Below are 24,056 nucleotides of genomic sequence, written 5' to 3'. Positions count from 1 at the left end.
GCGAGGAACGCCAGGATGGACGACGAGCCGCTGAAGGACTGGGCGGAGCGCCGTGACGCGAAGATCGGCCGACTTCGCGCCGTGCATGTCGTGCCCGGCGACGGGCCCAGGGCATCGCATCTGAACCCGGATGCGCCCCGTGCCATCGAGTGTTGGAACGGGCACACCTGGGAGCTGTACGGGTTCGCCGACAGCCTGGCCGAGGCCCAAGCCATCCTGTACCCAGAGGCCAACGATCCCTCACCTGCAGGGCCGGTGTCGAAGCCACTCGGCTCCGGCACCGGCAAGCACCGCAAACCCCAGGCGCCCAGGCCGGGCAGTGGCGGCCGGGCGCAGAGGTGATCAACGCCGCCGCGCCTGCGGCTGCTGTGGGCGCGGGCGGCGTCGACGGTGACGTAGGGGCCAGGGCGAAGAACGAGAAGGCGATGATCCGCAGGGTGGTCTTGACTCGACGATCAAGGACCCCTGCTGCCCGTGTCTGTCCTGTCCAGACTGTCGGGCGGTAGCTTGGTGGAGAAGGCCCCTGAAGGAGGGCGATTCGATGCCGTGGTTCATATGGCTGCTCGCCGCCGCGGCGCTGGGTGCCGCTGAGTTCTTCACACTGACCCTGGTCTTCGGGTTGCTGGCCGGTGCCGCGTTGGTTTCCGCGGTGGTGGCCGGTGTGGGCATCGGCCTTCTCGGCCAGCTGCTGGCCTTCGCCGCGGCGGCGGCAGCGGGCCTTTTCATCGTCCGTCCTGTCGGGCTGCGGCACATGAACCAGCAGCCCCTCACTTACGAGGGCAGTGACGCGCTGATCGGCAAGCGGGCCGAGGTCATGCAGGAGGTCACCGCGACCCGTGGTCTGATCAAGCTCTCCGGCGAGGAGTGGTCCGCCCGCGCCTTCGACGAAAGCCTCGTGATCCCGGTGGGAGCGCTGGTGGACGTCATGGAGATCGAGGGCGCCACGGCCCTCGTCTACCCCCGCGAGCTTCTTCCGTGAACGGCTGAACGCACAGCAACGGAGGCACTGTGGAACCAGTTGTCGTCCTCGCCCTTGTGGCGGCCATCGTCGTCGTCTTCCTCGTGGCCTCCAGCGTGCGGATCGTCCCGCAGGCACGCCGCTACAACGTGGAGCGGTTCGGCCGGTACCGCCGGACGCTGCAGCCCGGGCTGAACCTGCTCCTGCCGGTGGCGGACCGCATCAACACCAAACTCGACGTGCGCGAGCAGGTCTATTCGTCCGACCCCAGGCCGGTGATCACCGAGGACAACCTCGTGGTCAACATCGACACCGTGCTCTACTACCAGATCACCGACCCGCGGGCGGCGGCCTACGAGGTCGCCGACTACCTGCAGGCGATCGACCAGCTCACCGTGACCACCCTCCGGAACGTCATCGGCAGCATGGACCTGGAGGAGACGCTCACCTCGCGTGAGGAGATCAACTCCCGGCTGCGCGCCGTCCTCGACGACGCCACCGGCAAGTGGGGCATCCGGGTCAACCGGGTCGAGATCAAGGCCATCGATCCACCGCACACCATCAAGGAGGCGATGGAGAAGCAGATGCGGGCCGAGCGTGACAAGCGCGCGGCCATCCTGCACGCCGAGGGGGAGCGGCAAGCCAAGATCCTCACCGCGGAGGGCACGAAGCAGAAGGACATCCTGGAGGCGCAGGGCACGCAGCAGGCCATGATCTTGCGGGCGGACGGTGAGGCGAAGGCGGTGGAGCTCGTCTTCCAGGCCGTCCACCGCAACAACGCCGACGCGAAGATCCTGGCCTACAAGTACCTGGAGACGCTCCCGCACCTGGCGAACAGCGACAACAACACGTTCTGGGTGATCCCGGGGGAGCTGACCGAGGCGATTCGGACCGTCACCACCGCATTCGGCGACCAGTCGGCAGCGGGCGCGCCCCCGCCCGCGCAACCCGAGGAAGCAGCCACGGCCGACCCCGGCGACACGTCATACGGAAGCCGGACTCCGGAGCTCGGCGCCTCGACGGCTTCGCTCGACGCAGCGGCGGCTGCAGACGAGGCAGAGAGGCAGGCCGCCGCCGCGGTGAGCGACGCCAAGGCCGAGGCCGAGGCCGCGAAGTCGCCTCAGACTCCGCGCCGGGGGCAGACGCCCGGAGGTTGAGCCGGCCCTCGGTCGTAGATGGACTGCCGTCAGGCTTCCAGAGCCCTGGAGGGGGGGGCGGGCCGTGCGACGCGTGCGCCCGTGCAGACCGTCGTCGACCGTGATGTGCCGGCCTCATGGGCAGCTACGGGCACGTCGCCGGCGATCGTCGACACCAGTCCGGGGCCGAGGGCCCCTCATGCCAGAGACTCGAAGTACGCCTTCTGCGCGGGGTAGTAGTCCTCGAAGTCGGGCTGGGGTCCGTCCGTGCGCGAGGCGGTGAGCATGTCCAGGTAGTACTCCCAACCGGGGCCGGTCGAGCCCAACTGGTCCGTGGAGGTGAGGTGGTGGACGAGCTGGACCTCGGTGGCGCCTTCGGTCTCGGCCAGCAGCAACTCCAACGACCAGGAGCCGGCCTCGTCCTGCATCGAGACGGCGAGCCGCCGCGGTGGCTCGCAAGCTTCGATCCGGATCGGGCACCATGGCGCCGACTCCTCGTACGCCAGCTGCACCTCGACGGTGCGGCCGGGCCCTGCCTCGCCGCGCCAGGGGCCGAACCAGCGGGCGGTGCGCTCCGGTTCGGTGACGCTCGCCCAGACGTCGTCGGCGGAGGCGCGGTAGGTACGGGTGAGGATCAGGTCGGATCCGGACAGTGTGGGGACGAGTCGTCCGGTGGGTTCGGGGGTCATGCCGTGTCCTCCCTGGGAGGGTGCGAGGTGGTGGCGGGCTCGGCCCGGATCCGGTCCCGTCGGGTGCGGTGGACCTCGGTCTCCAGCGCTGCGAGGCGCTGCGACCAGCCGGGCCGTCGCGTGTCGAACCGGGCGAGCCACGTGGCGAGGGCGCTCAGCCGGGAGGCGACGAGCGTGTAGCGGCGCTGGCGTCCGATCTGCTCGTCCCGGACCAGGCCGCTCTCCCGGAGCACCCGCAGATGACGGCTCACGGCGGGGCGACTGACGGGGAACCGGGCGGCGATCTCGCCCGCCGTCAGCGGCGTGTGACGCAACATGGACAGGATCTCCCGGCGAACCGGGTCGGCGATGGCGTCGGCCACCTCGGTCAGCTCCTCCACCCCAAAAGCGTAACCCATCGGTTACGCGTTCCGCTGGCACTTCGCTGCGTGCGGCGGGGCTCTACGGCCACAAGCGTGTTCTCGCCTGATCGCCCGGGGCGTCACATCGCGGCGATGCCCTCCATGCCGGACTCGGCGAACGCGGGCAGGCCCTCGGCGGTGGTGACCTTGGTGAGGGATCCGTTCCTTTCGACGCGGAAGCCGTCGATCGTGCCGGAGGTGGCGTTCTGGACGTAGACGAACTTCGCGTCCCCGGTCACGGCGATGTCGATCACACCCTGCGATTTCGCGGATGGCGGGGTGGCCACGCCGACCTCGTTGGTCAGGGCGAGCCGTCCGTGCTTGTCCATGCGGTACCCGGTGACGGTGGAGTTGCCGGTGTTGCCGCCGTAGAAGTTGTCGCCCGCGCGCTCCAGCCAGCACAGGACCTCCTGGCCGTTGGCGAGCGGCTTCTGAAGGACCCTCAGCTTTCCGTTGCGCTGGACCCGGTAGCTGGTCACCGTGGACTTCTCGGCCTCGGCGACCAGCATCCGGTTGCCGGAGCGGTCGAAGCTGATGGCGAACGGCACGTTGCCGGCGGACTTGTTGACGACCGGCTCGGCGACGGCCGGCAGGCCGTCGCTCTTCAGCGGGAAGACCTCGACGGTGTTGTTGCCCTTGGTGGTGACCACCAGGTTGCGGCCGTCCGGGGTGATCTCGACCTCGCCGGGCGAGGTGTCGAACCGTGGAACGTCCTCGTTGGCCAACCCGAGGGAGCGGAAGGATCCCCGTATCGGCACAGGCCCCTCGGCGGTGATGCGGAAGCCCTGGACGCTGCCCTCGCCGCCCGCGTTCATGACGTACGCCACCTTGCCCCGTACCGCGATGCTGGAGGGGAACTCGCCGCCGGTGTCCATGATTCGACGGTTCTTCAGTTTCGTTCCCTCGACGCGGAAGGAGGTCAGCGTGCCGCTGCCGGCGTTGACCGCCAGCAGCAGTTCGGAGGCGTGATCGTAGACGAGGGAGCCCTGGGAGGCGAGGGAGTCGGTGGGGGCGTCGACCTGGTCGCCGCCCCGACCGCCCGTGGCGTAGGTGCCTCCGGGCTTCAGCTTGCCCCGGCCGTCCCGGGCGAAGACGCGGATGGTGTTGCCGCTCAGTTCGTTGCCCTGCACGAAGACGGCTCGATCGGCTCCTGGTCCGGACGCCCCGTACTGGCTCGCCGAGGCCAGGGACACGGCCACGGTGGCCGCCGCGACGGTGGCGAGGGTGGTGCCGCCGATCACGATCCGCTGCGTCCTGGACTTCGCCCGGTGCCCGCGACGTCCTGCGGCCCTCCGGCTCGGACGGTGCTCGTTCCGCTCGCTGTACATACTCACGTCCCACTCCTTCAAGCCTCATGGCGTTTGTGCGTCCGTGTGGGTGCTCGTGGACGGGACAAGGGTGGCCGGTGGCGCCGGTGAGGTGAGTGGGGAACGCGGGTCGCGTCAGACTCTCGTAAGCAGTTCCCGGGCGCCCTCGGATCGGTGGGCTGTCCGTGGCTGCGGACCGTGATCACCCCGGTGGTTCACCGGACATCTATCGGGAAGGCGGCCAGGCTCGCGGGTCCCTGCGGCGACGTAAGACTTCCGTCATCCGCGTCGGGGTACACGCCGTCCGCGTGCCCCGTTGAATAGAGCGGAGGAAGCACTCAGGAAGCGAGGCGGGCATGGGGCGTGGACGGAAGGCGTGGGGCAGGCCGTTGGTCATCGGGGTGCTGGTGGCAGCGGTCGCCGGCGTCGGCTTGGGGCTGTACTGGTTCCAGCCGTGGAAGCTGTGGCAGGACGAAACCGTGCACGAGGCCCTGCCCGGTGCCGTAGCGCCTACGGCGCCTCCCGCCGGAGCGCCCTCCGAGTCGCCTTCTCCCGCTCCCCGGCCCCGGACGCTGGCGGGCGGCGAACTGATCAGCCACGAGCACGCCACCTCGGGCCGTGTGAAGCTCGTCCGGCTCGCCGACGGTTCCCATGTCGTACGGCTGGAGGACCTCGACACCAGCAACGGCCCGGATCTGCGCGTGTGGCTGACCGACGCGCCGGTGAAGGAGGGACGGGCGGGCTGGCGCGTCTTCGACGACGGCGCGTACGTCAGCCTCGGCAAGCTCAAGGGCAACAAGGGCAGTCAGAACTACGCCGTGCCCGCCGACGTCGACCCGTCCCGGTTCACCAGCGTGAGCATCTGGTGCGACCGCTTCGACGTGTCCTTCGGAGCGGCCGAACTCGCGCGCACCTGACCCCCGTCCGCAGGGCAGCCCGTCAGAGCTCCTCGGCGGGCCAGTCCAGCAGTCGCGCTCCGATCACCGCCGTCTGGAGCATGTAACGGTGGGCCGGATCGCCCGGGTTGGCGCCGGTGAGCTTGTGGATGCGTTCCTTGCGACCGCGTTGCGTAAATTTGGAGCCGCTTTTGGCATGGTTCCCCGAGCTGAGTCAGCCGCTGCGGTGCTGGGCGTCCTCACGGACGCCGCCGAAATCACTGTGCGAGGCGAGCGGGAACCGGCATGCACCGACGTCCCGAGTCAGCACCCCCAGCAAAACCAATGTGCCCTCAATGTGCCCTGGCCGCCTGACGGCCCCTCCCCGGCACGCAAAACGGCGAGGCCCGAAGACCCCGCCCGCACTCCACGAAACCCCAGCTCAGGGCCACACCAAGCAATACGGCTGATGCCCCGCCTCATGCAGCCGATGTGAGAAGTCCTGCCACTCGTGCAGCAGTTGGTACACATTGAACGCGTCCCGAGGTCCACCCCGGTCCGGCACCGTCGACCAGATGAAGGCCGCCGCGCCCACCGCCTCCTCGCCGATGCCCCGGAGGGGGTCGACGACGGTCATGGGGAGTTTGACCACGGCGTAGTCGGGGTGCAGGACGACCAGTTCCAGGGGCGGGACCTTGTGCAGGGGGATGCCCTCGATGCCCGTGAGGACCATCGCGGCCATGGTCTCCGGCTTGATCTTGGTGAACATGCCGTTCATGCCGAGTTCGTCGCCGCCGAGTTCCTCGGGGCGCATCGAGATCGGGACGCGGGCCGCCGTCGCACCGTCGGGTGCGCCGAAGTATTTGTACGTCACCCCCACCCGGCCACCATTCCTGCTCCCCGCACGAAGATCGTCCACCCGGTGTTCAGCCTGAAATTCATCCACGCGACGCTCACCCCGACGTTCAGCCCGAAGATCGTCCAGCCGATGTTCAGTACGTCCGTCGGGCCGCTCCGGTTCACTCTGCGGACCCTGCGTCTGACGAGTTTCCTGGGTGTCCTCCGCCTCGCGCCGGTGCTTGCCCCGTCTGGCACGTCGAGGACCCAGGTCATCGGTCCCCTCGCCCAGTCCGCCACCGCGATGCATATCTCCACCCGACTGCTTTTTCTAGGACGCGCCGCCCCCGCCGCGCAACCCGATCATCGTGTCAGTGACCTCCCCCGCGACCGCCCGCCGAAACGTGCGCCGAAACATCTGTCCGCGGGATCTTCGCAGCCTCTGACCACCTTGGGCCGTTTGATCTGTGTGTATCAGGTCCAGTCTCGCAGACGGCCGGGAATCGCGGGCTGGATGCGGGTTCGCCCACACCCTGTGCGTCCGTCGGCGCGTCCGCCCCGTAACCTCCCCTGGCCTACCCTGAACAGGTCACTGAACAGGTCACTGGCACCCGGAGCCCGACAACGTCGGAGAAGGTCGGAGAAGTCGCAGGTCATGAGCGAACTGGCATATCCGTATGAAGCACCGGCCTCGCAGGCTCTGTTCGACCGTGCGTCGGCCGTCACGCCCGGCGGTGTGAACTCACCGGTACGGGCCTTCCGCGCCGTCGGCGGCACGCCGCGGTTCATGGTGTCCGGAACCGGCCCGTATCTGACGGACGCCGACGGACGCGAGTACGTGGACCTCGTGTGCTCCTGGGGACCCATGATCCTCGGGCACTCGCACCCCGAGGTCATCGCCGCCGTCCAGGACGCCGTCGCCCGCGGTACGTCCTTCGGTACGCCCGGTGAGGGCGAGGTCGCGCTCGCCGAGGAGATGGTCGCCCGGGTCGGACCGCTGGAGCAGGTCCGGCTCGTGTCCAGCGGCACCGAGGCGACCATGTCGGCGATCCGGCTCGCGCGCGGATTCACGCAGCGCACCAAGGTGATCAAGTTCGCCGGGTGCTACCACGGCCACGTCGACTCGCTGCTCGCCGCGGCCGGCAGCGGCGTCGCCACCTTCGCGCTGCCCGACACCCCGGGCGTCACCGGCGCCCAGGCCGGCGACACCGTCGTCCTGCCCTACAACGACCTCGACGCCGTACGCGAGGCCTTCGCCGCCCACCCCGGCGAGATCGCCTGCGTGATCACCGAGGCCTCCCCGGGCAACATGGGCGTCGTGCCGCCCGCGGACGGCTTCAACCAGGGGCTCAAGGACATCTGCTCCGAGAACGGCGCCCTCTACATCTCCGACGAGGTCATGACCGGCTTCCGGACCAGCCGCGCCGGGTGGTTCGGGATCGACGGCGTCGTCCCCGACCTGATGACCTTCGGCAAGGTCATGGGCGGCGGCTTCCCCGCCGCGGCCTTCGGCGGGCGCGCGGACGTCATGGCGCACCTCGCTCCGGCCGGGCCCGTCTACCAGGCCGGCACGCTGTCCGGGAACCCGATCGCCACCGCGGCCGGTCTCGCCCAGCTGCGGCTGCTCGACGACGCGGCCTATGCCAAGGTCGACGCCGTCTCGAAGCGGATCCAGGGCCTCGTCACCGACGCCCTCACCAAGGAGGGCGTCGCGCACACGCTGCAGAACGCCTCCAACATGTTCTCCGTGTTCTTCACCGACCGTCCGGTCAGGAACTACGAGGACGCCAAGGCGCAGGAGTCCTTCCGCTTCACCGCCTTCTTCCACTCGCTGCTCGCCGACGGCGTCTACCTGCCGCCGTCGTCCTTCGAGTCCTGGTTCGTGTCCACCGCGCACGACGAGCGTGCCCTGCAGCGCATCGCCGACGCCCTCCCGGCAGCGGCCCGCGCGGCCGCGGAGGCGACGGCATGAGCGACGAGATCACCATCGGCGACGAGATCGCCACCGGCGGCGAGAACGGCGACGAGAACGGCGGCGACAACGGCGACATCACCGTCGTCCACGTCATGCGCCACGGCGAGGTCGCCAACCCGGACGGCATCCTCTACGGCCGTCTCCCCGGCTACCACCTCTCCGAGCTGGGCCGGCGCATGGCCGACCGGGTCGCCGAGCATCTGGCGGACCGCGATGTGACCCACGTCGTCGCCTCCCCGCTGGAGCGGGCGCAGGAGACGGCCGAGCCGATCGCGAAGGCGCACGGCCTCGACCTCGCCACCGACGAGCGGCTGATCGAGGCGGACAACATCTTCCAGGGCAAGACGTTCGGCGTCGGCGACGGTGCGCTGCGCAAGCCCGGCAACTGGAAGCACCTGGTCAACCCGCTGAAGCCGTCCTGGGGCGAGCCGTACGTCGACCAGGTCGTCCGCATGATGAGCGCGCTGAGCACGGCGAAGGACCGGGCCCGGGGGCACGAGGCGGTCGTCGTCAGCCATCAGCTGCCGATCTGGATCGTGCGGTCGTACGTGGAGCGGCGGCGGCTGTGGCACGACCCGCGCAAGCGGCAGTGCACGCTCGCCTCGCTGACGACCTTCACGTTCCGGGGCGACCGGATCGTCTCCGTCGGCTACACCGAGCCGGCCCGCGATCTCGTCCCGGCGCATCTCCTGGCCGGTGCCAAGCCGGTGAAGGGGCAGGGCAAGGCGTTCGGCGCGTAAGCCGTTTCTGTTCGCTTCCGAGCGTTTTCCGATCGCTCCGTTACGGAAACTGCAAGTATCGGCGGAACCTCCCCGTTCATCACGTCCTCTGACTGGGTGACCACCAGAGAACGTGATGAACGGGGATGCCATGCGCCCTTACTCCCGCAGGGGAATGCTCGGACTCGGCGCGGGGGCCGCGGCCGCCGTCTCGCTCGCCGGATGCGGCGGCCTCACCGGGTCGGACGGGTCGAGCCATGCCGACGGTTCCGGTGACTCCGCCCAGGGCGGCTCCAAGCCGAAGCCGAAGGCCAGGCCCATCGGCGACGGCTCCACCGCCCACACCGGCAAGCAGCCCCACCAGCCCGGCAAGCCCGAGCCGCTGGAGCCCGGCCAGACCCCGCCGCAGTTCGTCGTCTTCTCCTGGGACGGCGCCGGCGAGGTCGGCAACGGCCTCTTCCCGCGCTTCCTGGACCTGGCCAAGGAGCACGGCGCGAGCATGACCTTCTTCCTGTCCGGGCTGTATCTGCTGCCCGAGTCGAAGAAGCGCCTCTACGCCCCGCCGAACAACCCGCGCGGCGCCTCCGACATCGGCTACCTCACCGACGCGCACGTCAAGGACACGCTGAAGAACGTCCGCCGGGCCTGGCTGGAGGGCCACGAGATCGGCACCCACTTCAACGGGCACTTCTGCGGCGAGGCCCACGGCTCGGTCAAGAACTGGACGCCCCAGCAGTGGCGCAGCGAGATCGACCAGGCGAAGTCCTTCGTGAAGGAGTGGCGCACCAACACCGGCTGGACCGACCTGCCGTCCCTGCCGTTCGACTACGACAAGGAGCTCGTCGGCGGCCGTACGCCCTGTCTGCTCGGCCAGGACAACCTGCTGCCCACCGCCCGCGAGCTCGGCTGGCGCTACGACGCCTCCTCGCCCGGCGGCCTCCAGGTGTGGCCCGTGAAGCGGCAGGGGATCTGGGACCTGCCCTTGCAGCAGATACCTTTCCCCGGCCGGGGCTTCGAGGTCCTCTCGATGGACTACAACATGCTGGCAAATCAGTCCATAAGCACCACAAAGGCGCCCGCGCACAACTACCCGGGCTGGCGGGAACAGTCGGCCCAGGCGTACATCCAGGGCTTCCAGCGGGCCTACGAGTCCAATCGCGCGCCCCTCTTCATCGGCAACCACTTCGAGCAGTGGAACGGCGGCATCTACATGGACGCCGTGGAGGAGGCCTTCAAGCACATCGCGCGCGAGAAGGACAAGGGCGCGGATGTGCGCCTCGTCTCCTTCCGCCAGTTCACCGACTGGCTGGACGTGCAGAAGCCGGAGGTGCTCGACAGGCTCCGCACGCTGGGGGTCGGGCAGCAACCGGCCGGTGGCTGGAAGGGATTCGTCGAGCAGGCCCCGCAGGGGGCCGGGACGCCCTCGAAAAACGCTGCCTGAAATGCGGTTTTCCGCCCGCAAGGGGGGTGCGCGAGAGCCCCGGAACGGGCATGCGAAACTTTTCACATGAGTGCCGCCAGCCGCGCCCCCCTGCGTAACGCCGCCCTTGCCGCCGGTCTCGCCGCGACCGCACTGCTCGTCTCCGCGTGCGGCTCGGGCGGCACCTCCGGCGGGGGCGGCAACACCAACTTCGTCACCGGCTCCGACGGCACCGCCACGGCCGCCAAGGGCGAGCGCACCCCGGCCCCCGAACTGTCCGGCAAGACCATCGCCGGCAAGACGCTCGACGTCGCCGACTTCAAGGGCAAGGTCGTCGTCCTCAACGTGTGGGGCTCCTGGTGCAACCCCTGCCGCGCCGAGGCCAAGTACTTCGCGAAGGTGTCCAAGGCGTACGCCGACAAGGGCGTGCAGTTCGTCGGCATCAACACCCGCGACACCTCCACCGGCGCCGCCCTCGCCTTCGAGAAGGACTGGGACATCACCTACCCCAGCCTCTACGACCCGACCGGCAAGCTGCTGCTGCGCTTCGACAAGGGCACGCTCAACCCGCAGGCGATCCCCTCCACCCTCGTCCTCGACCGGGACGGGAAGATCGCGGCCCGCTCGCTGTCCGCGCTCAGCGAGGAACGCCTGCTGAAGATGCTCAAGCCCGTCGTCGCGGAGAAGTGACGTGACCGACGTCACCACCCTCGCCGCGGTCGCGGACCCCAACGGCACGGTGCTCAACGGCGCCCTGCTGGCGGCCCTGCCGATCGCGCTGCTCGGCGGCCTCGTCTCCTTCTTCTCGCCGTGCGTCCTGCCGCTGGTGCCCGGCTATCTCTCCTACGTCACCGGGGTCGCCGGAACCGACCTCGCCGAGGCCCGGCGCGGCCGGATGGTCGCGGGCGCCTCTCTGTTCGTCCTCGGCTTCACCGCCGTGTTCGTCTCCTCCGGGGCTCTGTTCGGCTACTTCGGCGACACGCTCCAGGAGCACAAGGACATCCTGTCCAAGGTGCTCGGCGTCTTCATGATCCTCCTGGGCGTCTTCTTCATGGGCCTGATGCCCTGGCTCACCCAGCGAGAGTTCCGCTTCCACCGCAAGCCGGTGGCCGGGCTGATCGGCGCTCCCCTGCTCGGAGCGCTGTTCGGGATCGGCTGGACCCCCTGCATCGGCCCCACCCTCGCCTCCGTGCTCGTCCTCTCCTCCGACCAGGGCAGCGCCGGACGCGGCGCCCTGCTGACCGTCGCGTACTGTCTGGGGCTGGGCGTGCCGTTCGTGCTCGCCGCGGTCGCCTTCCGCAAGGCCCTCGGAGCCTTCGGCTGGATCAAGCGCCACTACGTCTGGGTGATGCGGGTCGGCGGCATCATGATGATCGTGACCGGTCTGCTGCTGCTGACCGGCGCGTGGGACCGCATCGTGCAGGAGATGCAGGTCTGGTCCGACGGCTTCACTGTGGGGATCTGATCGATGAGCAAGACCACCGCCCCCGACCCGGCCCCGCCCGCCGGTGAGGACCAGGACCTGGGCGCCGCCGGCTCCCAGCTCTCCACCGCCCCCAAGGAAGACCTGCCCAACCTGCCCGCCCTGGGCGTCATCGGCTGGGCCCGCTGGTTCTGGCGGCAGCTGACCTCCATGCGGGTCGCGCTGCTGCTGCTCCTGCTGCTCTCCCTCGGCGCGATCCCCGGCTCGCTCATCCCGCAGTCCGGCCAGGACGAGACCAAGGTCGCCGACTTCCGCGAGAACCACGAGACCCTCGGCGAGATCTACGACAAGCTCGGCCTGTTCCACGTCTACGGCTCGGTGTGGTTCTCCGCGATCTACATCCTGCTGTTCATCTCCCTCATCGGCTGCATCGTGCCCCGCACCTGGCAGTTCGTGGGCCAGTTGCGCGGCCGCCCGCCGGGCGCGCCCAAGCGGCTGAACCGGCTGCCCGCCCACACCACCTGGCGCACCACGGCCGAACCCGAGCAGGTCCACGAGGCCGCCCTGGCCCTGCTCAAGAAGCGCCGCTTCCGCGCCCACCTCGCCGGTGACGCCGTCGCCGCCGAGAAGGGCTACGTACGCGAACTGGGCAACCTCGTCTTCCACATCGCCCTCATCGTGATGCTGGTCGCCTTCGCCTGGGGCCAGCTCTACAAGTCCGAGGGCAACAAGCTCGTCGTCGAGGGCGCCGGCTTCTCCAACACGCTCACCCAGTACGACGACTTCAAGTCCGGCAACCTCTTCTCGTCGGACGACCTGGTGCCGTTCAGCTTCAACCTGAAGAAGTTCACCGGCACCTACGAGCGCACCGGCCCCAACAAGGGCACCCCGCGCGTCTACGAGGCCGACCTCACCTACAGCGACGGCCCCTACGGCAAGGACCGCGACACCACCGTCAAGGTGAACCACCCCCTGGAGATCGGCGACTCCAAGGTCTACCTCGTCAGCCACGGCTACGCCCCGGTCATCACCGTCCGGGACGCCCAGGGCAAGGTCGTCTACGAAGACGCCGTGCCGCTGCTGCCGCTGGACGCCAACGTCACCTCCTCCGGAGTCGTCAAGGTCCTCGACGGCTACCGCAACGCCCAGGGCAAGAAGGAACAGCTCGGCTTCAACGCGTTCCTCGTGCCGACCTACGGCGGCCACGCCAGCGGCACGATGCTGTCGCAGTTCCCCGCGCTGGACTCTCCGCTGCTCGCGCTGTCCGCCTACCACGGCGACCTCGGGGCCGACTCGGGCATCCCGCAGAGCGTGTACCAGATGGACAAGACCAACATGAAGGAGTTCAAGGACTCCAAGGGCAAGCTGTTCAAGAGGCTGCTGCGGCCCGGCGACTCCATGACGCTCCCGAACGGCGCCGGTTCGGTCACCTTCGGCAAGACCGTCAAGGAGTGGGCCGGCTTCCAGGTCGTCCAGGAGCCCGGCGGCGGCTGGGCCCTCGCCGGGGCCCTCGCCGCGATCGGCGGCCTCGCGGCCTCCCTGTTCATCCAGCGCCGCCGTGTCTGGGTGCGCGCGGTCCGAGGCGCCGACGGCGTCACCGTCGTCGAGATGGGCGGCCTCGGCCGCAGCGAGTCCGCCAAGGTCCCGGAGGAACTCGGCGACCTCGCCGGGATCCTCTACGACCAGGCCCCGGGCGCGCCCGACCCCGACGACCCCGCAGATTCCCCCGTACCTGCCGAAGGGGCTGAGAAATGACTCTCGCCGCCGCAACCGATCTGGCCGCCGCCGCCAACGAGAATCTCGCGAGCATCAGCAATGTGCTGATCTACTCGTCGATGGCCGTCTACACCCTGGCCTTCTTCGCGCACATCGCCGAATGGCTCTTCGGCAGCCGCAGCAAGGTGGCCCGTACCGCCGCCGCGCTCACCGGGCAGGCCGAGAAGAAGGCGGCCCCGGCCGTCACCGTGAACAAGGCCGGCGGCACCGCCGTCCTGGAGCGGCCGAAGGTCACCGTGCGGGCCGCGTCGGGTCAGCGGGACGTACCGGACGGGCCGGGCGCCGCCGGTGGCGACGAGCAGGGCGACCTGTACGGCCGGATCGCCGTCTCCCTCACCGTGCTCGCCTTCCTGATCGAGTTCGGCGGTGTCCTCACCCGCGCCCTGTCGGTGGAGCGGGCGCCGTGGGGCAACATGTACGAGTTCAACATCACCTTCTCCACGGTCGCCGTCGGCGTGTACCTCGGGCTGCTCGCCCTGAAGAAGAACGTCGGATGGCTCGGCCTGCCGCTGATCACCACGGTCCTGCTCGACCTGGGTCTCGCCGTCACGGTGCTGTACACGGCCAGCGACCAGCTGGTCCCGGCCCTCCACTCGTACTGGCTGTACATCCACGTCTCGACGGCGATCTTCTGCGGCGCGGTCTTCTACGTCGGTGCGATGGCGACGATCCTGTACCTCTTCAAGGACTCCTACGAGAACAAGCTCGCGACCGGCGGCACGCCCGGCACCTTCGCGACCTCGGTCCTGGAGCGGCTGCCGTCCTCCGCCTCGCTCGACAAGTTCGCCTACCGCGTCAACGCCGCCGTCTTCCCGCTGTGGACGTTCACGATCATCGCGGGCGCGATCTGGGCCGGCGACGCCTGGGGCCGCTACTGGGGCTGGGACCCGAAGGAGACCTGGTCCTTCATCACCTGGGTCGCCTACGCCTGCTACCTGCACGCCCGTGCCACCGCGGGCTGGAAGGGCCGCAAGGCCGCCTACCTGGCCCTCCTCGCCTTCGGCTGCTGGCTGTTCAACTACTACGGCGTGAACATCTTCGTCTCCGGCAAGCACTCCTACGCGGGCGTGTAGGCCCGGGCGACGCACGAAGGCCGGTCCCCGCGACTCCACGTCACGGGAACCGGCCTTCGCCGTCTCCAGGCGCGTCTCCTAGGACCGGCCGACGGTGCTCGTGACGATGTCCCGCAGCCGCTCCGCGTACAGCCGCAGGTTCTTGTGGGCGATGTCCGTGTCCGGGTAGCGGCTGGCGAACCACAGGCCCTCGTGGAGCCGGGTGATCCAGGCGCACACCTGGTCGCCGTAGGACACCCGCAGCAGCCCGTACGCGTTCCGGTCCGTCCATTGGTCGGAGCCGGGGATGGCGCGGGTGTCGACGAAGGAGACGATCGAGTAGAGGTCGGGGGAGGTGGGGCGGAAGTCGGCGCCGAGGAGGTGCAGGACCCGGGCGAGGGGGATGCGGGCGAGCCGCCGGTTGGCCTGGAGGGCGGCGCGTACGGTGCGCAGGGCGCTCGGGAAGTCGGGGGCCTCGGACATGGGGATCTCGATCGGGGCGCCGCCCACGTACCAGCCGACCGACTGCGACCACTGGGACTTCACCCGGGTGTGGAACGGCACGACCGTGCGGTAGACGGGCTCGCCGCCGATCTCGTGCACGATCAGGGCGCTGGCCGCGAGGACCCCGACGAGGCTTCCGCCGTACGGGCGGCAGTACGCCTCGAACGCGGCGGCGGCGTCCGCGTCCACGAGCATCTCGCGCATGAACTTCTGCGTGGGCAGCCCGCCCTCGGGATCCAGCCCCAGGTCGATCGGGAAGCTCGGCAGCCGGCCGTCGCAGCGCTGGATGAACTCCCGCCAGCGGGCGACGGTGTCGTGGTCCGCGTCGATGCGGTCGGCGTCCGCGCGCTCGGCCTCGCAGAAGTCGACGTAGCTGCCGACCGGTTCCGGCACCGGTGCCGCCGTCACCTCACCGCCCGCGCGGGCCGCCTCGTACAGCTCGTGGATCTCGGCGGGGATGCGGTGGATGGAGTAGGCGTCGACGTTGCTGTGGTCGAACGCCATGTAGACGCTGGTGCTGTCGTCCCGGACCACCGCCGTGTAGATGAGGTTGGGCCAGCGCAGGGCGTCCGCCGTGGTGTCGAAGCGGTCCTGGAGGTGCTGGGCCAGGGCCGCCGGGTCGGTGAAGTCGCCGGCTTCCTCGCGGTGCAGGGACACCGAGGAGGCGTCGAGCGTGAAGCGGCGGATGGAGTCGCCGGGACCGCCTGCCCAGCGGAAGCCGCTGCGCAGGGTCTCGTGCCGCAGCGTCCAGCCGCGCAGCGCCTCGCCCAGCGCGTCCAGATCGGCCCGCCCCGGGATGTCGAACGCCGCGCCCAGCCAGGTCGGCACGAACAGCCCGTCCTCGCGCACGGACCGCGCCGTCCGGAGATGCGACTCCTGGATGTACGCCGGCGGCCTGGAGTCCTCCGGCAGCGCCTTCGCCGTCGCGACGGTCGCCGGACTGAGTGTCCATTCGACGAGTCGCCCAGGTCGCACCTCGCAACGCTGGATGTCAGTCATTCGCACAGGGCGTCTCCGTTCGCAGGTGGGATAGACCCGACCAAAGGAATGCCGAACTCGCCTCTGGCGACACTGGTTTTCGCCACATTTCAATGGAACGGATGGCATCTCGAACGGTGATACGAGCCCTGAACGGTGCGCTCAGTTGACGCCGATGTCCTCGTTCCACAGCGCCGGGTTGACCGCGATGAAGTCCCGCATCAGGCCGGCGCACTCCGCGTCGTCCAACAACACGATCTCCACACCGTGTTCGGAGAGCCAGTCGTGACCCCCGTGGAAGGTGACCGCCTCGCCGATCACCACCCGGGAGATGCCGAACTGCCGGACCAGACCGGAGCAGTACCAGCAGGGGGACAGGGTCGTCACCATCGTCGTGCCCCGGTACGACCGCTGCCGCCCGGCCGCCCGGAAGGCGGCCGTCTCCGCGTGCAGGCTGGGGTCGCCGTCCTGCACACGCCGGTTGTGGCCGCGGCCCAGCAGGGTGCCGTCGGCGCCGTAGAGGGCAGCGCCGATCGGGATGCCGCCCTCGGCGAGCCCGGCGCGGGCCTCCTCGACGGCGGTGGCGAGCCACGCGCATGCCTGCGCCTGGTCCATGACCTCGTTCATCGGGTCTCCTTCGTCGCTCCGGTGAGCCGGTCGAGGTAGGTGTGGAGGGCCCCGGAGCCCTCGATCATGGCCCTGGTCCGGGCGGTCAGGGCCTCCCCGCGCGCCGCGACGGCCGCGCGCAGGGCCGCACTGCTGCCCTCCCTTCTCAACCCCTCCAGCACCGGCCGGATCTGGTCGAACAGGTAGTGACTGCGGCGCAGGGTGTGCACGAGCCGGGCGTCGCGCACATCGGCCGGTTCGTAGACCCGGTATCCCGTGCCGCGCTCGCGCCGGGGTGCGAGCAGCCCGGCCGCCTCCCACACCCGTAGCGCGGACGTCCGTACGCCCAGCAGCGCGGCCACCTCACCGATGCGCAGCCCGCCGGACCGGGGGAACGGGGCGGGGGGCCCGGCCGCCAGCAGTTCCAGGGCCTCGCTCGCCGCCCCCAGCGAGACGCGCTCCTCGTGCAGGGCGGCATGCGCCGCGTCGACCAGCGCGAGGGCGCCCGCGGCATCCCCCTCGTGCAGGGTCCGCATGATCCGCGTCGCCGCGACCGGCCCGTACCCGCGCATCAGGGTCCGGTACGCCAGCAGCGCACCGCGGTGCACCTCGGTGAAGGCCCGGTAGCCGGACGCGGTCCGGTCGGCCGGCGGGAGCACCCCGGCGTCCTCGTAGTTGCGGATCTGCTGCGTCGAGACCCCGGCCGACCGGGCGAGGTCGACGGGCCGCAGGCGGCGTGCGTTCGTCATCGATTTGAAGGTTACGGCAGCGACCATCACGCCGTATCGCTCAAAAGTCTCAACACCGCACTTCAATGGAAGACTTGAAGGAATGGACTCCTTCATCCGCGTGACCGGCGCCCGGCTCCACAACCTCAGGAACGTCTCCCTCTCCCTCCCGAAGAACAAGCTGGTCGTCCTGACCGGCCTGTCCGGCTCCGGCAAGTCCACCCTCGCCTTCGACACCCTCCACCGCGAGGGCCAGCGGCAGTACATGGAGTCGCTGGGCATGGTCACCGGCCTGGTCAGCAAGCCCGCCGTCGACTCGATCACCGGCCTGTCCCCGTCCATCAGCGTCGACCAGCACCACACCAACCGCAGCCCCCGCTCCACGGTCGGCACGGTCACCGAGGTGTTCACCTACCTCCGCCTGCTGTGGTCGCGCATCGGAGTACGGCCGTGCCCCGGCTGCGGGAAGGAGATCCCGCCGTCGTACGCCGAGGGCGACGAGGACGCCGAGGCCGGGCAGACGCCCTGCCGGCACTGCGGCACGCCCGTGCCCGAGCTGGTGATGGGCTCCTTCTCCTTCAACAAGCCCGCGGGCGCGTGCCCGGAGTGCACCGGCCTCGGCGAGGTGATCCGGCCCGACGTACGGCGCCTGGTCGACGGCACCCGCACGGTCGCCCAGGGCGCGGTGCAGGGCTGGAACGCGAAGTACACCGACTGGAGCCTCCCCGTGCTGCGGGCCGCCGCCGGCCACTACGGCTTCACCTTCGACGCGGACGCCCCGGTCGACGAACTGGGCGACATCCCGAGGGACCTGCTGCTCCACGGCGTCGAAAGCCCCGAGTTCCGGCGGCACTTCCCGGACACCGATCCACCGGCGACCGTGTCGGGAGGCCGCTTCGAAGGGGTCGCCACAGCGCTGCTGCGCCGCTACAACGAGCGCGCCGACGACCCCGAGTACCGCGAACGGGCCGAACAGCAGGGCCTGCTGAAGCATCCCTGCGGGGAGTGCGGCGGGACCCGGCTGCGGCCGGAGAGCCGGGCGGTGACCGTCCACGGACACACCATCGTCGAGGCTGCCCGCCTTCCCCTGACCGACCTCGACACCTGGCTGGCCGGTCTGCGGGAGCGGTCGGACGGGGACGAGTGGCTGCTCGTGGAACCGGTCGTCGCCGACCTGGAGGAGCGGGTGCGGCGGCTGGTCGACGTCGGCGTCGGCTACCTCACCCTCGGCCAGGCCACGCCCAGCCTCTCCGCCGGCGAGACCCAGCGCCTACGCCTCGCCGCCCTGCTCGGCTCGGGCCTCACCGGCGTCCTCTACGTCCTCGACGAGCCGACGATCGGACTGCACCCGTCCGACACCGAGCGCCTGGTCCGCGTCCTGCGCAGGCTGCGCGACCTGGGCAACACGGTGCTGGTCATCGAGCACGACCTGGATGTGCTGCGGGCGGCGGACCATGTCGTGGACGTCGGCCCGGGGGCGGGACGCGACGGGGGCCGGATCGTCGCCGAGGGCACGCCGGAGGAGGTCGCGGAGGCGGAGGGTTCACCGACCGGGGCGTATCTCTCGGGCCGGGTGACACCGCCGGCGTCACGCGAGCGGGGTGGCTGCGGAGGGCCGGCCCTGGTGATCCGGGGTGCCCGGGCCCACAACCTCAAGGACCTGACCGTACGGATCCACCTCGGCCGACTGGTCACGGTCACCGGCCCGTCCGGCTCGGGCAAGTCCACGCTGCTGCTCGACATCCTGGACCGGGCCGCGCGCCGCCGCTTCAACGGGGCCGGGGAGCAGCCCGGCGAGCACGACGGCATCGACGGCTGGGAACACCTGGGCAAGATCGTCACGGTCGACCAGGAGCCGGTGAGCCGGCTGCCACGGTCGAACGCGGCGACGTACTCGGAGGTCTTCACACCCATAAGGGAGGTGTTCGCTGCCCGGTCGAAGGGGGCGCTCACGCCGGGCCACTTCTCCTTCAACACCGCCGGCGGTCGCTGTGAGCGCTGTGAGGGAGCCGGGGTGCTGTCGGTCCACATGCACTTCCTGCCGGCCGTGGACGTACGGTGCCCCGCGTGCCGGGGGCGGCGGTTCCGGCCCGACGTGCTCGGGGTCCGATACGAGGGGTACGACATCGCGGCCGTACTGGAGGCGACGGTGGACGAGGCGCTGGGAGTGTTCCAGGAGGTGCCCGCGGTGGCCGGACGGCTGCGGCGGATGGCCGATGTCGGGCTCGGCTACCTGCCGTTGGGCCAGCCCGCGACCACCCTGTCGGGCGGCGAGGCCCAACGCCTGAAACTGGCGAAGGAACTGGGGCGCAGGGCAGCCGACCGCACGCTCTACGTCCTCGACGAGCCGACGACGGGCTTGCACGCGGCGGATACGACCCGTCTCCTCGGTGTGCTGCAACGGCTGGTGGACGCCGGGCACTCCGTGATCACCATCGAGCACAACGTGGACGTGATGCGGGCGTCGGACTGGCTGATCGACCTGGGGCCGGTCGGCGGCGCCGGAGGAGGCCGGGTCGTGGCGGAGGGAACCCCGCAGGAGGTGTCGACGGCACGGGCGTCCCGGACGGGTGGGTTCCTGACTGGCTGACCTGTGCCGTGCTCTTGGGGCCGCCCGCTTCCTGGCCAGTGTCGTGCTTCCACGGCCTGCCTCAAGGGCGCTTCGCGTCGCCTTCGGCGATGACCCTGCGGGCCACCCTTGACCCAGGCCGTTCCAGCACGAGGAAGAAGCGAGCGAGCGGCCCGGAAAGGCGGGTGGCCAGACCCTGTCTGCGATCTTCACCCCGTTGCTGGGCTGACCGGCGCCGACGGGCGCCCTCGCGCCTCGCCTGCACGCCGGGTGGGCTCAGCGGCGATCGGTGGGTGGTGGGGAGTGGAGCCTTTGGGCACGGTGGCCAGCTCCTACCAGCGGCGCTGCTCCCGCCCTTGGCCCATCCGCTCCAATCACAAGAGAAGCTGCCCTTTTTGAGTGGGTATGGGGTCGACGGGGTTCACCGCCACCCACTGCCGCAGGCCGCTGAGCCCGCCCGGCGTGCAGGCGAGGCGCGGGCGCGCTGCCCTGGCGCCGAGTGGTCGTATGACGGACCGAAGGGGTCGCCGGCCTGGCCACCCGCGTTTCCGGGCCGCTCGCTCGCTTCTCTCCCGTGCTGGAGCGAGGCGAGTCAAGGGTGGCCCGGAGGGCCATCGGCGAAGCCGACGCGGAGCGCCCTTTACTCGGCTCGTGGAAGCACGACACTGGCAAGAAGCGGGCGGCCTCGACAGTTCCTCTCAGTCGGCCTTGTCAGCCCTGCCTCTCCAGTACCGCGTAGTCCGCGAAGCTGCGGCGGTAGCGCAGGTGCCGGGTCTCCTGGGTGTGCCTGCGCTGCCACTCCTCGACCTCGGCGGGGGCCGAGCAGGGCCCGGAATCGGCCCCGCAGTCCGCGTCCTCGCCCGAGACGCAGTACGCCTGGTACTCGGGCAGGGCGGAGTCGTCCTGGACGATCGTGTACGGGACGTACCGGAAGAGCCTGCGCCCTGTCGATTCCCCGCCGTGTTCTTCGCGTTGGTGCTTGCGCAGCAGGACGTTCGCGTCCGTCACGGCACTTCCGTCGAACGCCGCCCGGGCCTTGGCCCGCCGGGTGGCGAGTTCCTCGCAGGCCGTGCAGCCGGGCACCGGGACGGGGGGTCGGGTCGGGTCGCATGTGATCCCCTCCCTGGAACGGCCGTTGGCCGCGCGTACGCCCGCGCTGATCCGTTCTTCCCGTGTCGCCTCGCGGATCCGCTCCGGGTCGGCCTGCCACTCCCGGCCGCCGCCGACCGGGCGCAGCATGACGTACGAGCCGGTTCTGTCCTGGTACTCGCCGACCTTGTTCGTGTGGGGGTCGTAGACGAGCGATCCCGGTTCCATTGCGTGCTCCTCCATAACTCTGGGTGTATCGAGCGTTGCGCAGGGGAATGGGCCGGATCAATGTTTCGGACGTGCGGGTGGTGCACTGTCACGGAGGGGGAGCCGTGAGTCGGCGGAATGGCGGGGTGGGGTCGGGGGTCAGCACGGCGGCCGTGTTCGGGGAGGTGCTCAAGCATTTCCGCGAGGCGGCGTTGCTCACGCAGGAGGGGTTGGCGGGGCGTATCCCGTGCGACCGCTCGCACGTGGCGCGGGTTGAGGCGGGTACGAGGGTTCCGACGGACGGTTTCGCCAAGACCTGCGATGAACTCCTGTCCACGGGTGGGGTGTTGACCCGGCTGTGGGGCCGGATCGACTGGTATCCGCAGGTGGAGCATCCCGACTGGTTCCAACGCCGGGCGGAGATGGATGCGAAAGCGGTCAAGCTGTACGAGTACCAGGACATGGTGGTGCCGGGCTTGCTTCAGACGGCGGACTACGCAAGAGCGCTGCTCTCCCAGAAGGCCAGTGGCGAACTGCTGGAAGACCGGGTCCGCGCGCGGCTGAGCCGACAGCAACGCTTCCTCGCAGCGGACGGTCCGCTGTACATCGCCGTGCTGGACGAGAGTTGTCTGCGTCCCGTCGGGCCCGCAGCCGTGATGCGTGATCAGTGCGCACACCTGCTGAGCCTCGGGCAGCGCCCCAACATCCGGATTCAAGTAGCCCCGGCCGGTCGCTACGACCTCGTCCGCCCCAACAGCTCCATGTCCCTGATTACGCTGCCGCACAGCGAGCAGTGGATCTACTCCGAGTCGCTGAGCCGTGGCTACTTCAACAATGATCCGAACGCCTGCGACAAACAGTGCCAGGCCTATGATGTGCTCAGGGCTGACGCTCCGTCTGCCCCGGAATCGGCCGCATTGATCAGGGAGGCGATGGAAGGGTATGAGCGGGACGATGAACAGCCTCGTCGCAGCTACCTGGATCAAGAGCAGCTACAGCGGAAACGACGCAGGCAACTGCATAGAAATAGCCCCCGGTTTCCCCAACACCGTCCCCATCCGCGACAGCAAAGCCCCTGACAGAGCCGTCCTGTTGGTGTCCCACGAAGCCTGGGCGGCATTCACCTCGTGTCTTCGCTGAAGCCGGACGACCCGCGCTCCATCGGCGACTACCAACTGCTCCGGCGGCTGGGCGCCGGCGGAATGGGCCGGGTCTACCTGGGGCGTTCCCCGGGTGGGCGGGACGTCGCCGTCAAGGTCGTGCACGCCGAACTGGTGCGCAGGCCGGAGTTCCGGTCCCGGTTCCGCCGGGAGGTGGAGGCGGCCCGGTTGGTCAGCGGTGCGTTCACCGCCCCTGTCATCGACGCCGACCCGGACGCGCAGCTGCCCTGGCTGGTCACCAGCTACATCGCGGGTCCGTCGCTGGAGCAGGCGGTCGTAGAGCAGGGCCCCTTCGGTACCGACGCCGTACGGCGCCTCGCGGCGGGGCTCGCCGAGGCGCTCGTGTCGATCCACTCGGTGAACCTGGTCCACCGTGACCTCAAGCCGTCCAACGTGCTGCTCGCTCAGGACGGGCCGCGTGTCATCGACTTCGGGATCGTGCGCAGTGTGGAGGGCGACTCGATCACCGGAACGGGGCACATGGCGGGCTCGCCCGGGTTCATGGCGCCGGAGCAGGTGAGCGGCGACGAGATCACGCCCGCCACCGACATCTTCTGCCTGGGCGCGGTCCTGGCCTTCACGGCGACCGGCGTCAACCCCTTCGGCGGCGGCCTCACTCCCGCCCTGCTCTACCGGGTCGTACACAACGAGCCCGATGTCACCGCCATCAGCGACCCGGCGCTGCGGGCCCTGATCGCCGCGTGCCTGGCGAAGGATCCGGCCGACCGTCCCACGCCGCGCGACATCCTCGCCCGGATCGGTCCGGCCGACGCCGAGAGCACGATGGCCCTGCCGCGCATCGCACCAGGGCGCCAGGCCAGGCCCACACGTGAGGCGGTCCCGCCCCGACCGGTACGACCGGAGACTCGGGTCGCCCCCGCCCCGGCACCTGCCCCTCGTAGCCGACGCGCGCTCCTGCTCTCCGGGGTCGGCGCGCTCGCCGCGCTCGGCGCCGGTGCCGGGGTCTGGCTCAGCCGGCCCGAGGCCGATGACGAAGCCGCCGACCCACCCCAGACCGGCGGTGCCCCGGCCCCGGCCCGACCCGTCGGTCTCTGGCCCCTCGACGAGGCCTCAGGCGCGCTCGCCCGGGACACCGCCGGTGACAACGACGGCACCGCGAGCGGGGTCAGGTGGCGGGCGGGTGGCCAGGGCGCCGCCGAGTTCGACGGGACCGGCAGCCAGATCATCACCGAGGTGCCCGTGCTGAGGACCGGTGCCGGACGGAGCTTCACGGTCGCGGCCTGGGTGCGGCTGGCGACCGAGCCGGGTACCTTCGCCACCGCCGTCAGCCAGGAGGCCGGTGACGCCAGCGGCTTCTACCTTCAGTACTCCAGCGACGAGAAGCGCTGGGCCTTCGCGCGGCCCGGGCAGCGCGCCGTGGGGTACTCCGCGCCCGCCGTGAACACCTGGACGCATCTGGTGGGCGTCTGCGACGGACCCGGACGCAAGCTGCGGCTCTACGTCGACGGCGTGCAGCAGGCGGAGACCCGTGACACCCGGCCGCTTCCCGCACCCGGCGGTCTGATGATCGGCCGCGCGACCTTCGACGGGCGCCCCAGCGACTTCTTCCCCGGCGCGATCAGGGACGTACGCGTCTTCGACAAGGCCCTCACCAGCGCCCGGATCAAGACGCTGATGTAGGCGGCG

The 24,056-nt window shown here is 70.1% G+C and carries 23 protein-coding genes and 1 pseudogene; 15 read left to right on the top strand and 9 right to left on the bottom strand.

Annotated elements, in window-relative coordinates; translation table 11 throughout:
- Window positions 1-15 precede the first annotated feature (15 nt).
- From ACZ6I3_RS29170 to ACZ6I3_RS29160, 3 genes are all read left to right on the top strand, one after another.
- Window positions 16-342 carry a DUF6087 family protein gene (locus ACZ6I3_RS29170; protein WP_469418604.1) on the top strand — a complete coding sequence of 109 codons (327 nt, stop codon included), beginning with the start codon at window positions 16-18 and terminating at the stop codon, window positions 340-342.
- 199 nt (window positions 343-541) lie between these two features.
- Window positions 542-979, top strand: coding sequence for an NfeD family protein (locus tag ACZ6I3_RS29165; protein ID WP_469418603.1), 438 nt, complete (start codon window positions 542-544; stop codon window positions 977-979).
- A gap of 29 nt (window positions 980-1,008) precedes the next feature.
- Window positions 1,009-2,115 carry an SPFH domain-containing protein gene (locus ACZ6I3_RS29160; protein ID WP_469418601.1) on the top strand — a complete coding sequence of 369 codons (1,107 nt, stop codon included), beginning with the start codon at window positions 1,009-1,011 and terminating at the stop codon, window positions 2,113-2,115.
- Window positions 2,116-2,291: 176 nt separating this feature from the next.
- Here the strand turns inward: ACZ6I3_RS29160 and ACZ6I3_RS29155 are convergent, their stop codons facing one another.
- From ACZ6I3_RS29155 to ACZ6I3_RS29145, 3 genes are all read right to left on the bottom strand, one after another.
- Window positions 2,292-2,783, bottom strand: a complete 492-nt coding sequence (locus tag ACZ6I3_RS29155; RefSeq protein ID WP_469418599.1) for an SRPBCC family protein — start codon at window positions 2,781-2,783, stop codon at window positions 2,292-2,294.
- Window positions 2,780-3,163 carry an ArsR/SmtB family transcription factor gene (locus tag ACZ6I3_RS29150; protein ID WP_469418597.1) on the bottom strand — a complete coding sequence of 128 codons (384 nt, stop codon included), beginning with the start codon at window positions 3,161-3,163 and terminating at the stop codon, window positions 2,780-2,782. Before ACZ6I3_RS29150 ends, ACZ6I3_RS29155 begins: the two co-directional genes overlap by 4 nt.
- Before the next feature lie 101 nt (window positions 3,164-3,264).
- A complete protein-coding gene (locus ACZ6I3_RS29145) occupies window positions 3,265-4,512 on the bottom strand; it encodes a lactonase family protein (protein ID WP_469418693.1) in 1,248 nt (415 codons plus the stop codon).
- A gap of 335 nt (window positions 4,513-4,847) precedes the next feature.
- Between ACZ6I3_RS29145 and ACZ6I3_RS29140 the strand changes: the two genes are divergently transcribed.
- Window positions 4,848-5,408 carry a DM13 domain-containing protein gene (locus tag ACZ6I3_RS29140; protein ID WP_469418596.1) on the top strand — a complete coding sequence of 187 codons (561 nt, stop codon included), beginning with the start codon at window positions 4,848-4,850 and terminating at the stop codon, window positions 5,406-5,408.
- Window positions 5,409-5,430: 22 nt separating this feature from the next.
- On the opposite strand, the pseudogene ACZ6I3_RS29135 reads toward ACZ6I3_RS29140, so the two are convergent.
- Window positions 5,431-5,550, bottom strand: a pseudogene (locus tag ACZ6I3_RS29135) (PucR family transcriptional regulator); the annotation flags it as partial.
- A gap of 258 nt (window positions 5,551-5,808) precedes the next feature.
- Window positions 5,809-6,246 (bottom strand): hypothetical protein, encoded by a 438-nt coding sequence (locus tag ACZ6I3_RS29130; RefSeq protein ID WP_149512092.1) that lies wholly within the window; start codon window positions 6,244-6,246, stop codon window positions 5,809-5,811.
- A gap of 612 nt (window positions 6,247-6,858) precedes the next feature.
- Here ACZ6I3_RS29130 and hemL point away from each other — a divergent pair.
- The 7 genes from hemL to ccsB all read left to right on the top strand — a co-directional run bounded on the left by hemL (window position 6,859) and on the right by ccsB (window position 14,589).
- Window positions 6,859-8,175, top strand: coding sequence for a glutamate-1-semialdehyde 2,1-aminomutase (gene hemL, locus ACZ6I3_RS29125; protein WP_469418594.1), 1,317 nt, complete (start codon window positions 6,859-6,861; stop codon window positions 8,173-8,175).
- Complete coding sequence (locus ACZ6I3_RS29120) at window positions 8,172-8,918, top strand: histidine phosphatase family protein (RefSeq protein WP_469418593.1); 747 nt, start codon at window positions 8,172-8,174, stop codon at window positions 8,916-8,918. The genes hemL and ACZ6I3_RS29120 overlap by 4 nt, the downstream gene beginning before the upstream one ends.
- A gap of 130 nt (window positions 8,919-9,048) precedes the next feature.
- On the top strand, window positions 9,049-10,338 hold the full coding sequence (locus ACZ6I3_RS29115) for a polysaccharide deacetylase family protein (RefSeq protein ID WP_469418591.1): 1,290 nt from the start codon (window positions 9,049-9,051) through the stop codon (window positions 10,336-10,338).
- Between the two features lie 66 nt (window positions 10,339-10,404).
- The gene (locus tag ACZ6I3_RS29110; protein ID WP_469418590.1) at window positions 10,405-11,007 is read left to right on the top strand and encodes a TlpA family protein disulfide reductase; all 603 of its coding nucleotides are present in this window, start codon (window positions 10,405-10,407) and stop codon (window positions 11,005-11,007) included.
- Window position 11,008: 1 nt separating this feature from the next.
- A complete protein-coding gene (locus ACZ6I3_RS29105) occupies window positions 11,009-11,782 on the top strand; it encodes a cytochrome c biogenesis CcdA family protein (protein ID WP_469418589.1) in 774 nt (257 codons plus the stop codon).
- Between the two features lie 3 nt (window positions 11,783-11,785).
- Window positions 11,786-13,495 (top strand): cytochrome c biogenesis protein ResB, encoded by a 1,710-nt coding sequence (gene resB / locus ACZ6I3_RS29100; RefSeq protein WP_469418588.1) that lies wholly within the window; start codon window positions 11,786-11,788, stop codon window positions 13,493-13,495.
- The gene (ccsB, locus tag ACZ6I3_RS29095) at window positions 13,492-14,589 is read left to right on the top strand and encodes a c-type cytochrome biogenesis protein CcsB (protein ID WP_469418586.1); all 1,098 of its coding nucleotides are present in this window, start codon (window positions 13,492-13,494) and stop codon (window positions 14,587-14,589) included. The genes resB and ccsB overlap by 4 nt, the downstream gene beginning before the upstream one ends.
- Before the next feature lie 78 nt (window positions 14,590-14,667).
- On the opposite strand, the gene ACZ6I3_RS29090 is transcribed toward ccsB, so the two are convergent.
- The 3 genes from ACZ6I3_RS29090 to ACZ6I3_RS29080 all read right to left on the bottom strand — a co-directional run bounded on the left by ACZ6I3_RS29090 (window position 14,668) and on the right by ACZ6I3_RS29080 (window position 17,405).
- A complete protein-coding gene (locus tag ACZ6I3_RS29090; RefSeq protein ID WP_469418584.1) occupies window positions 14,668-16,077 on the bottom strand; it encodes a condensation domain-containing protein in 1,410 nt (469 codons plus the stop codon).
- Between the two features lie 135 nt (window positions 16,078-16,212).
- Complete coding sequence (locus tag ACZ6I3_RS29085) at window positions 16,213-16,665, bottom strand: nucleoside deaminase (protein WP_469418691.1); 453 nt, start codon at window positions 16,663-16,665, stop codon at window positions 16,213-16,215.
- A gap of 8 nt (window positions 16,666-16,673) precedes the next feature.
- Window positions 16,674-17,405 (bottom strand): MerR family transcriptional regulator, encoded by a 732-nt coding sequence (locus tag ACZ6I3_RS29080; RefSeq protein ID WP_469418583.1) that lies wholly within the window; start codon window positions 17,403-17,405, stop codon window positions 16,674-16,676.
- An 82-nt stretch (window positions 17,406-17,487) separates the two neighbouring features.
- Here ACZ6I3_RS29080 and uvrA point away from each other — a divergent pair, with 82 nt between their 5' ends.
- Complete coding sequence (gene uvrA / locus ACZ6I3_RS29075) at window positions 17,488-19,974, top strand: excinuclease ABC subunit UvrA (RefSeq protein ID WP_469418582.1); 2,487 nt, start codon at window positions 17,488-17,490, stop codon at window positions 19,972-19,974.
- 690 nt (window positions 19,975-20,664) lie between these two features.
- On the opposite strand, the gene ACZ6I3_RS29070 is transcribed toward uvrA, so the two are convergent.
- The gene (locus ACZ6I3_RS29070) at window positions 20,665-21,270 is read right to left on the bottom strand and encodes a DUF7848 domain-containing protein (RefSeq protein ID WP_469418581.1); all 606 of its coding nucleotides are present in this window, start codon (window positions 21,268-21,270) and stop codon (window positions 20,665-20,667) included.
- 152 nt (window positions 21,271-21,422) lie between these two features.
- On the opposite strand from ACZ6I3_RS29070, the gene ACZ6I3_RS29065 reads away from it, so the two are divergent.
- The 3 genes from ACZ6I3_RS29065 to ACZ6I3_RS29055 are packed head-to-tail and all read left to right on the top strand — an operon-like array spanning window position 21,423 to window position 24,050.
- On the top strand, window positions 21,423-22,328 hold the full coding sequence (locus ACZ6I3_RS29065; protein WP_469418579.1) for a helix-turn-helix domain-containing protein: 906 nt from the start codon (window positions 21,423-21,425) through the stop codon (window positions 22,326-22,328).
- Window positions 22,276-22,389: a DUF397 domain-containing protein gene (locus ACZ6I3_RS29060; protein WP_469418690.1), complete on the top strand. Its 114-nt coding sequence runs from the start codon at window positions 22,276-22,278 to the stop codon at window positions 22,387-22,389. Before ACZ6I3_RS29065 ends, ACZ6I3_RS29060 begins: the two co-directional genes overlap by 53 nt.
- On the top strand, window positions 22,377-24,050 hold the full coding sequence (locus tag ACZ6I3_RS29055; RefSeq protein ID WP_469418577.1) for a protein kinase domain-containing protein: 1,674 nt from the start codon (window positions 22,377-22,379) through the stop codon (window positions 24,048-24,050). The genes ACZ6I3_RS29060 and ACZ6I3_RS29055 overlap by 13 nt, the downstream gene beginning before the upstream one ends.
- Window positions 24,051-24,056 lie beyond the last annotated feature (6 nt).

The organism is Streptomyces sp. NPDC041940 (assembly GCF_055589465.1).
The sequence above is the reverse complement of the archived record's forward strand: the minus strand, read 5'-3'. Positions and strand labels throughout refer to the sequence as shown.

Bases quoted from the DNA above. Each gene is read 5' to 3' on its own strand.
- ACZ6I3_RS29080 (WP_469418583.1), bottom strand. From the start codon at position 17,405: ATGACGAACGCACGCCGCCTGCGGCCCGTCGACCTCGCCCGGTCGGCC.
- ACZ6I3_RS29155 (WP_469418599.1), bottom strand. From the start codon at position 2,783: ATGACCCCCGAACCCACCGGACGACTCGTCCCCACACTGTCCGGATCC.
- ACZ6I3_RS29085 (WP_469418691.1), bottom strand. From the start codon at position 16,665: ATGGACCAGGCGCAGGCATGCGCGTGGCTCGCCACCGCCGTCGAGGAG.
- ccsB (WP_469418586.1), top strand. From the start codon at position 13,492: ATGACTCTCGCCGCCGCAACCGATCTGGCCGCCGCCGCCAACGAGAAT.
- ACZ6I3_RS29115 (WP_469418591.1), top strand. From the start codon at position 9,049: ATGCGCCCTTACTCCCGCAGGGGAATGCTCGGACTCGGCGCGGGGGCC.
- ACZ6I3_RS29165 (WP_469418603.1), top strand. From the start codon at position 542: ATGCCGTGGTTCATATGGCTGCTCGCCGCCGCGGCGCTGGGTGCCGCT.
- ACZ6I3_RS29140 (WP_469418596.1), top strand. From the start codon at position 4,848: ATGGGGCGTGGACGGAAGGCGTGGGGCAGGCCGTTGGTCATCGGGGTG.
- hemL (WP_469418594.1), top strand. From the start codon at position 6,859: ATGAGCGAACTGGCATATCCGTATGAAGCACCGGCCTCGCAGGCTCTG.
- ACZ6I3_RS29110 (WP_469418590.1), top strand. From the start codon at position 10,405: ATGAGTGCCGCCAGCCGCGCCCCCCTGCGTAACGCCGCCCTTGCCGCC.
- ACZ6I3_RS29120 (WP_469418593.1), top strand. From the start codon at position 8,172: ATGAGCGACGAGATCACCATCGGCGACGAGATCGCCACCGGCGGCGAG.
- ACZ6I3_RS29145 (WP_469418693.1), bottom strand. From the start codon at position 4,512: ATGTACAGCGAGCGGAACGAGCACCGTCCGAGCCGGAGGGCCGCAGGA.
- ACZ6I3_RS29170 (WP_469418604.1), top strand. From the start codon at position 16: ATGGACGACGAGCCGCTGAAGGACTGGGCGGAGCGCCGTGACGCGAAG.
- ACZ6I3_RS29070 (WP_469418581.1), bottom strand. From the start codon at position 21,270: ATGGAACCGGGATCGCTCGTCTACGACCCCCACACGAACAAGGTCGGC.
- uvrA (WP_469418582.1), top strand. From the start codon at position 17,488: ATGGACTCCTTCATCCGCGTGACCGGCGCCCGGCTCCACAACCTCAGG.
- resB (WP_469418588.1), top strand. From the start codon at position 11,786: ATGAGCAAGACCACCGCCCCCGACCCGGCCCCGCCCGCCGGTGAGGAC.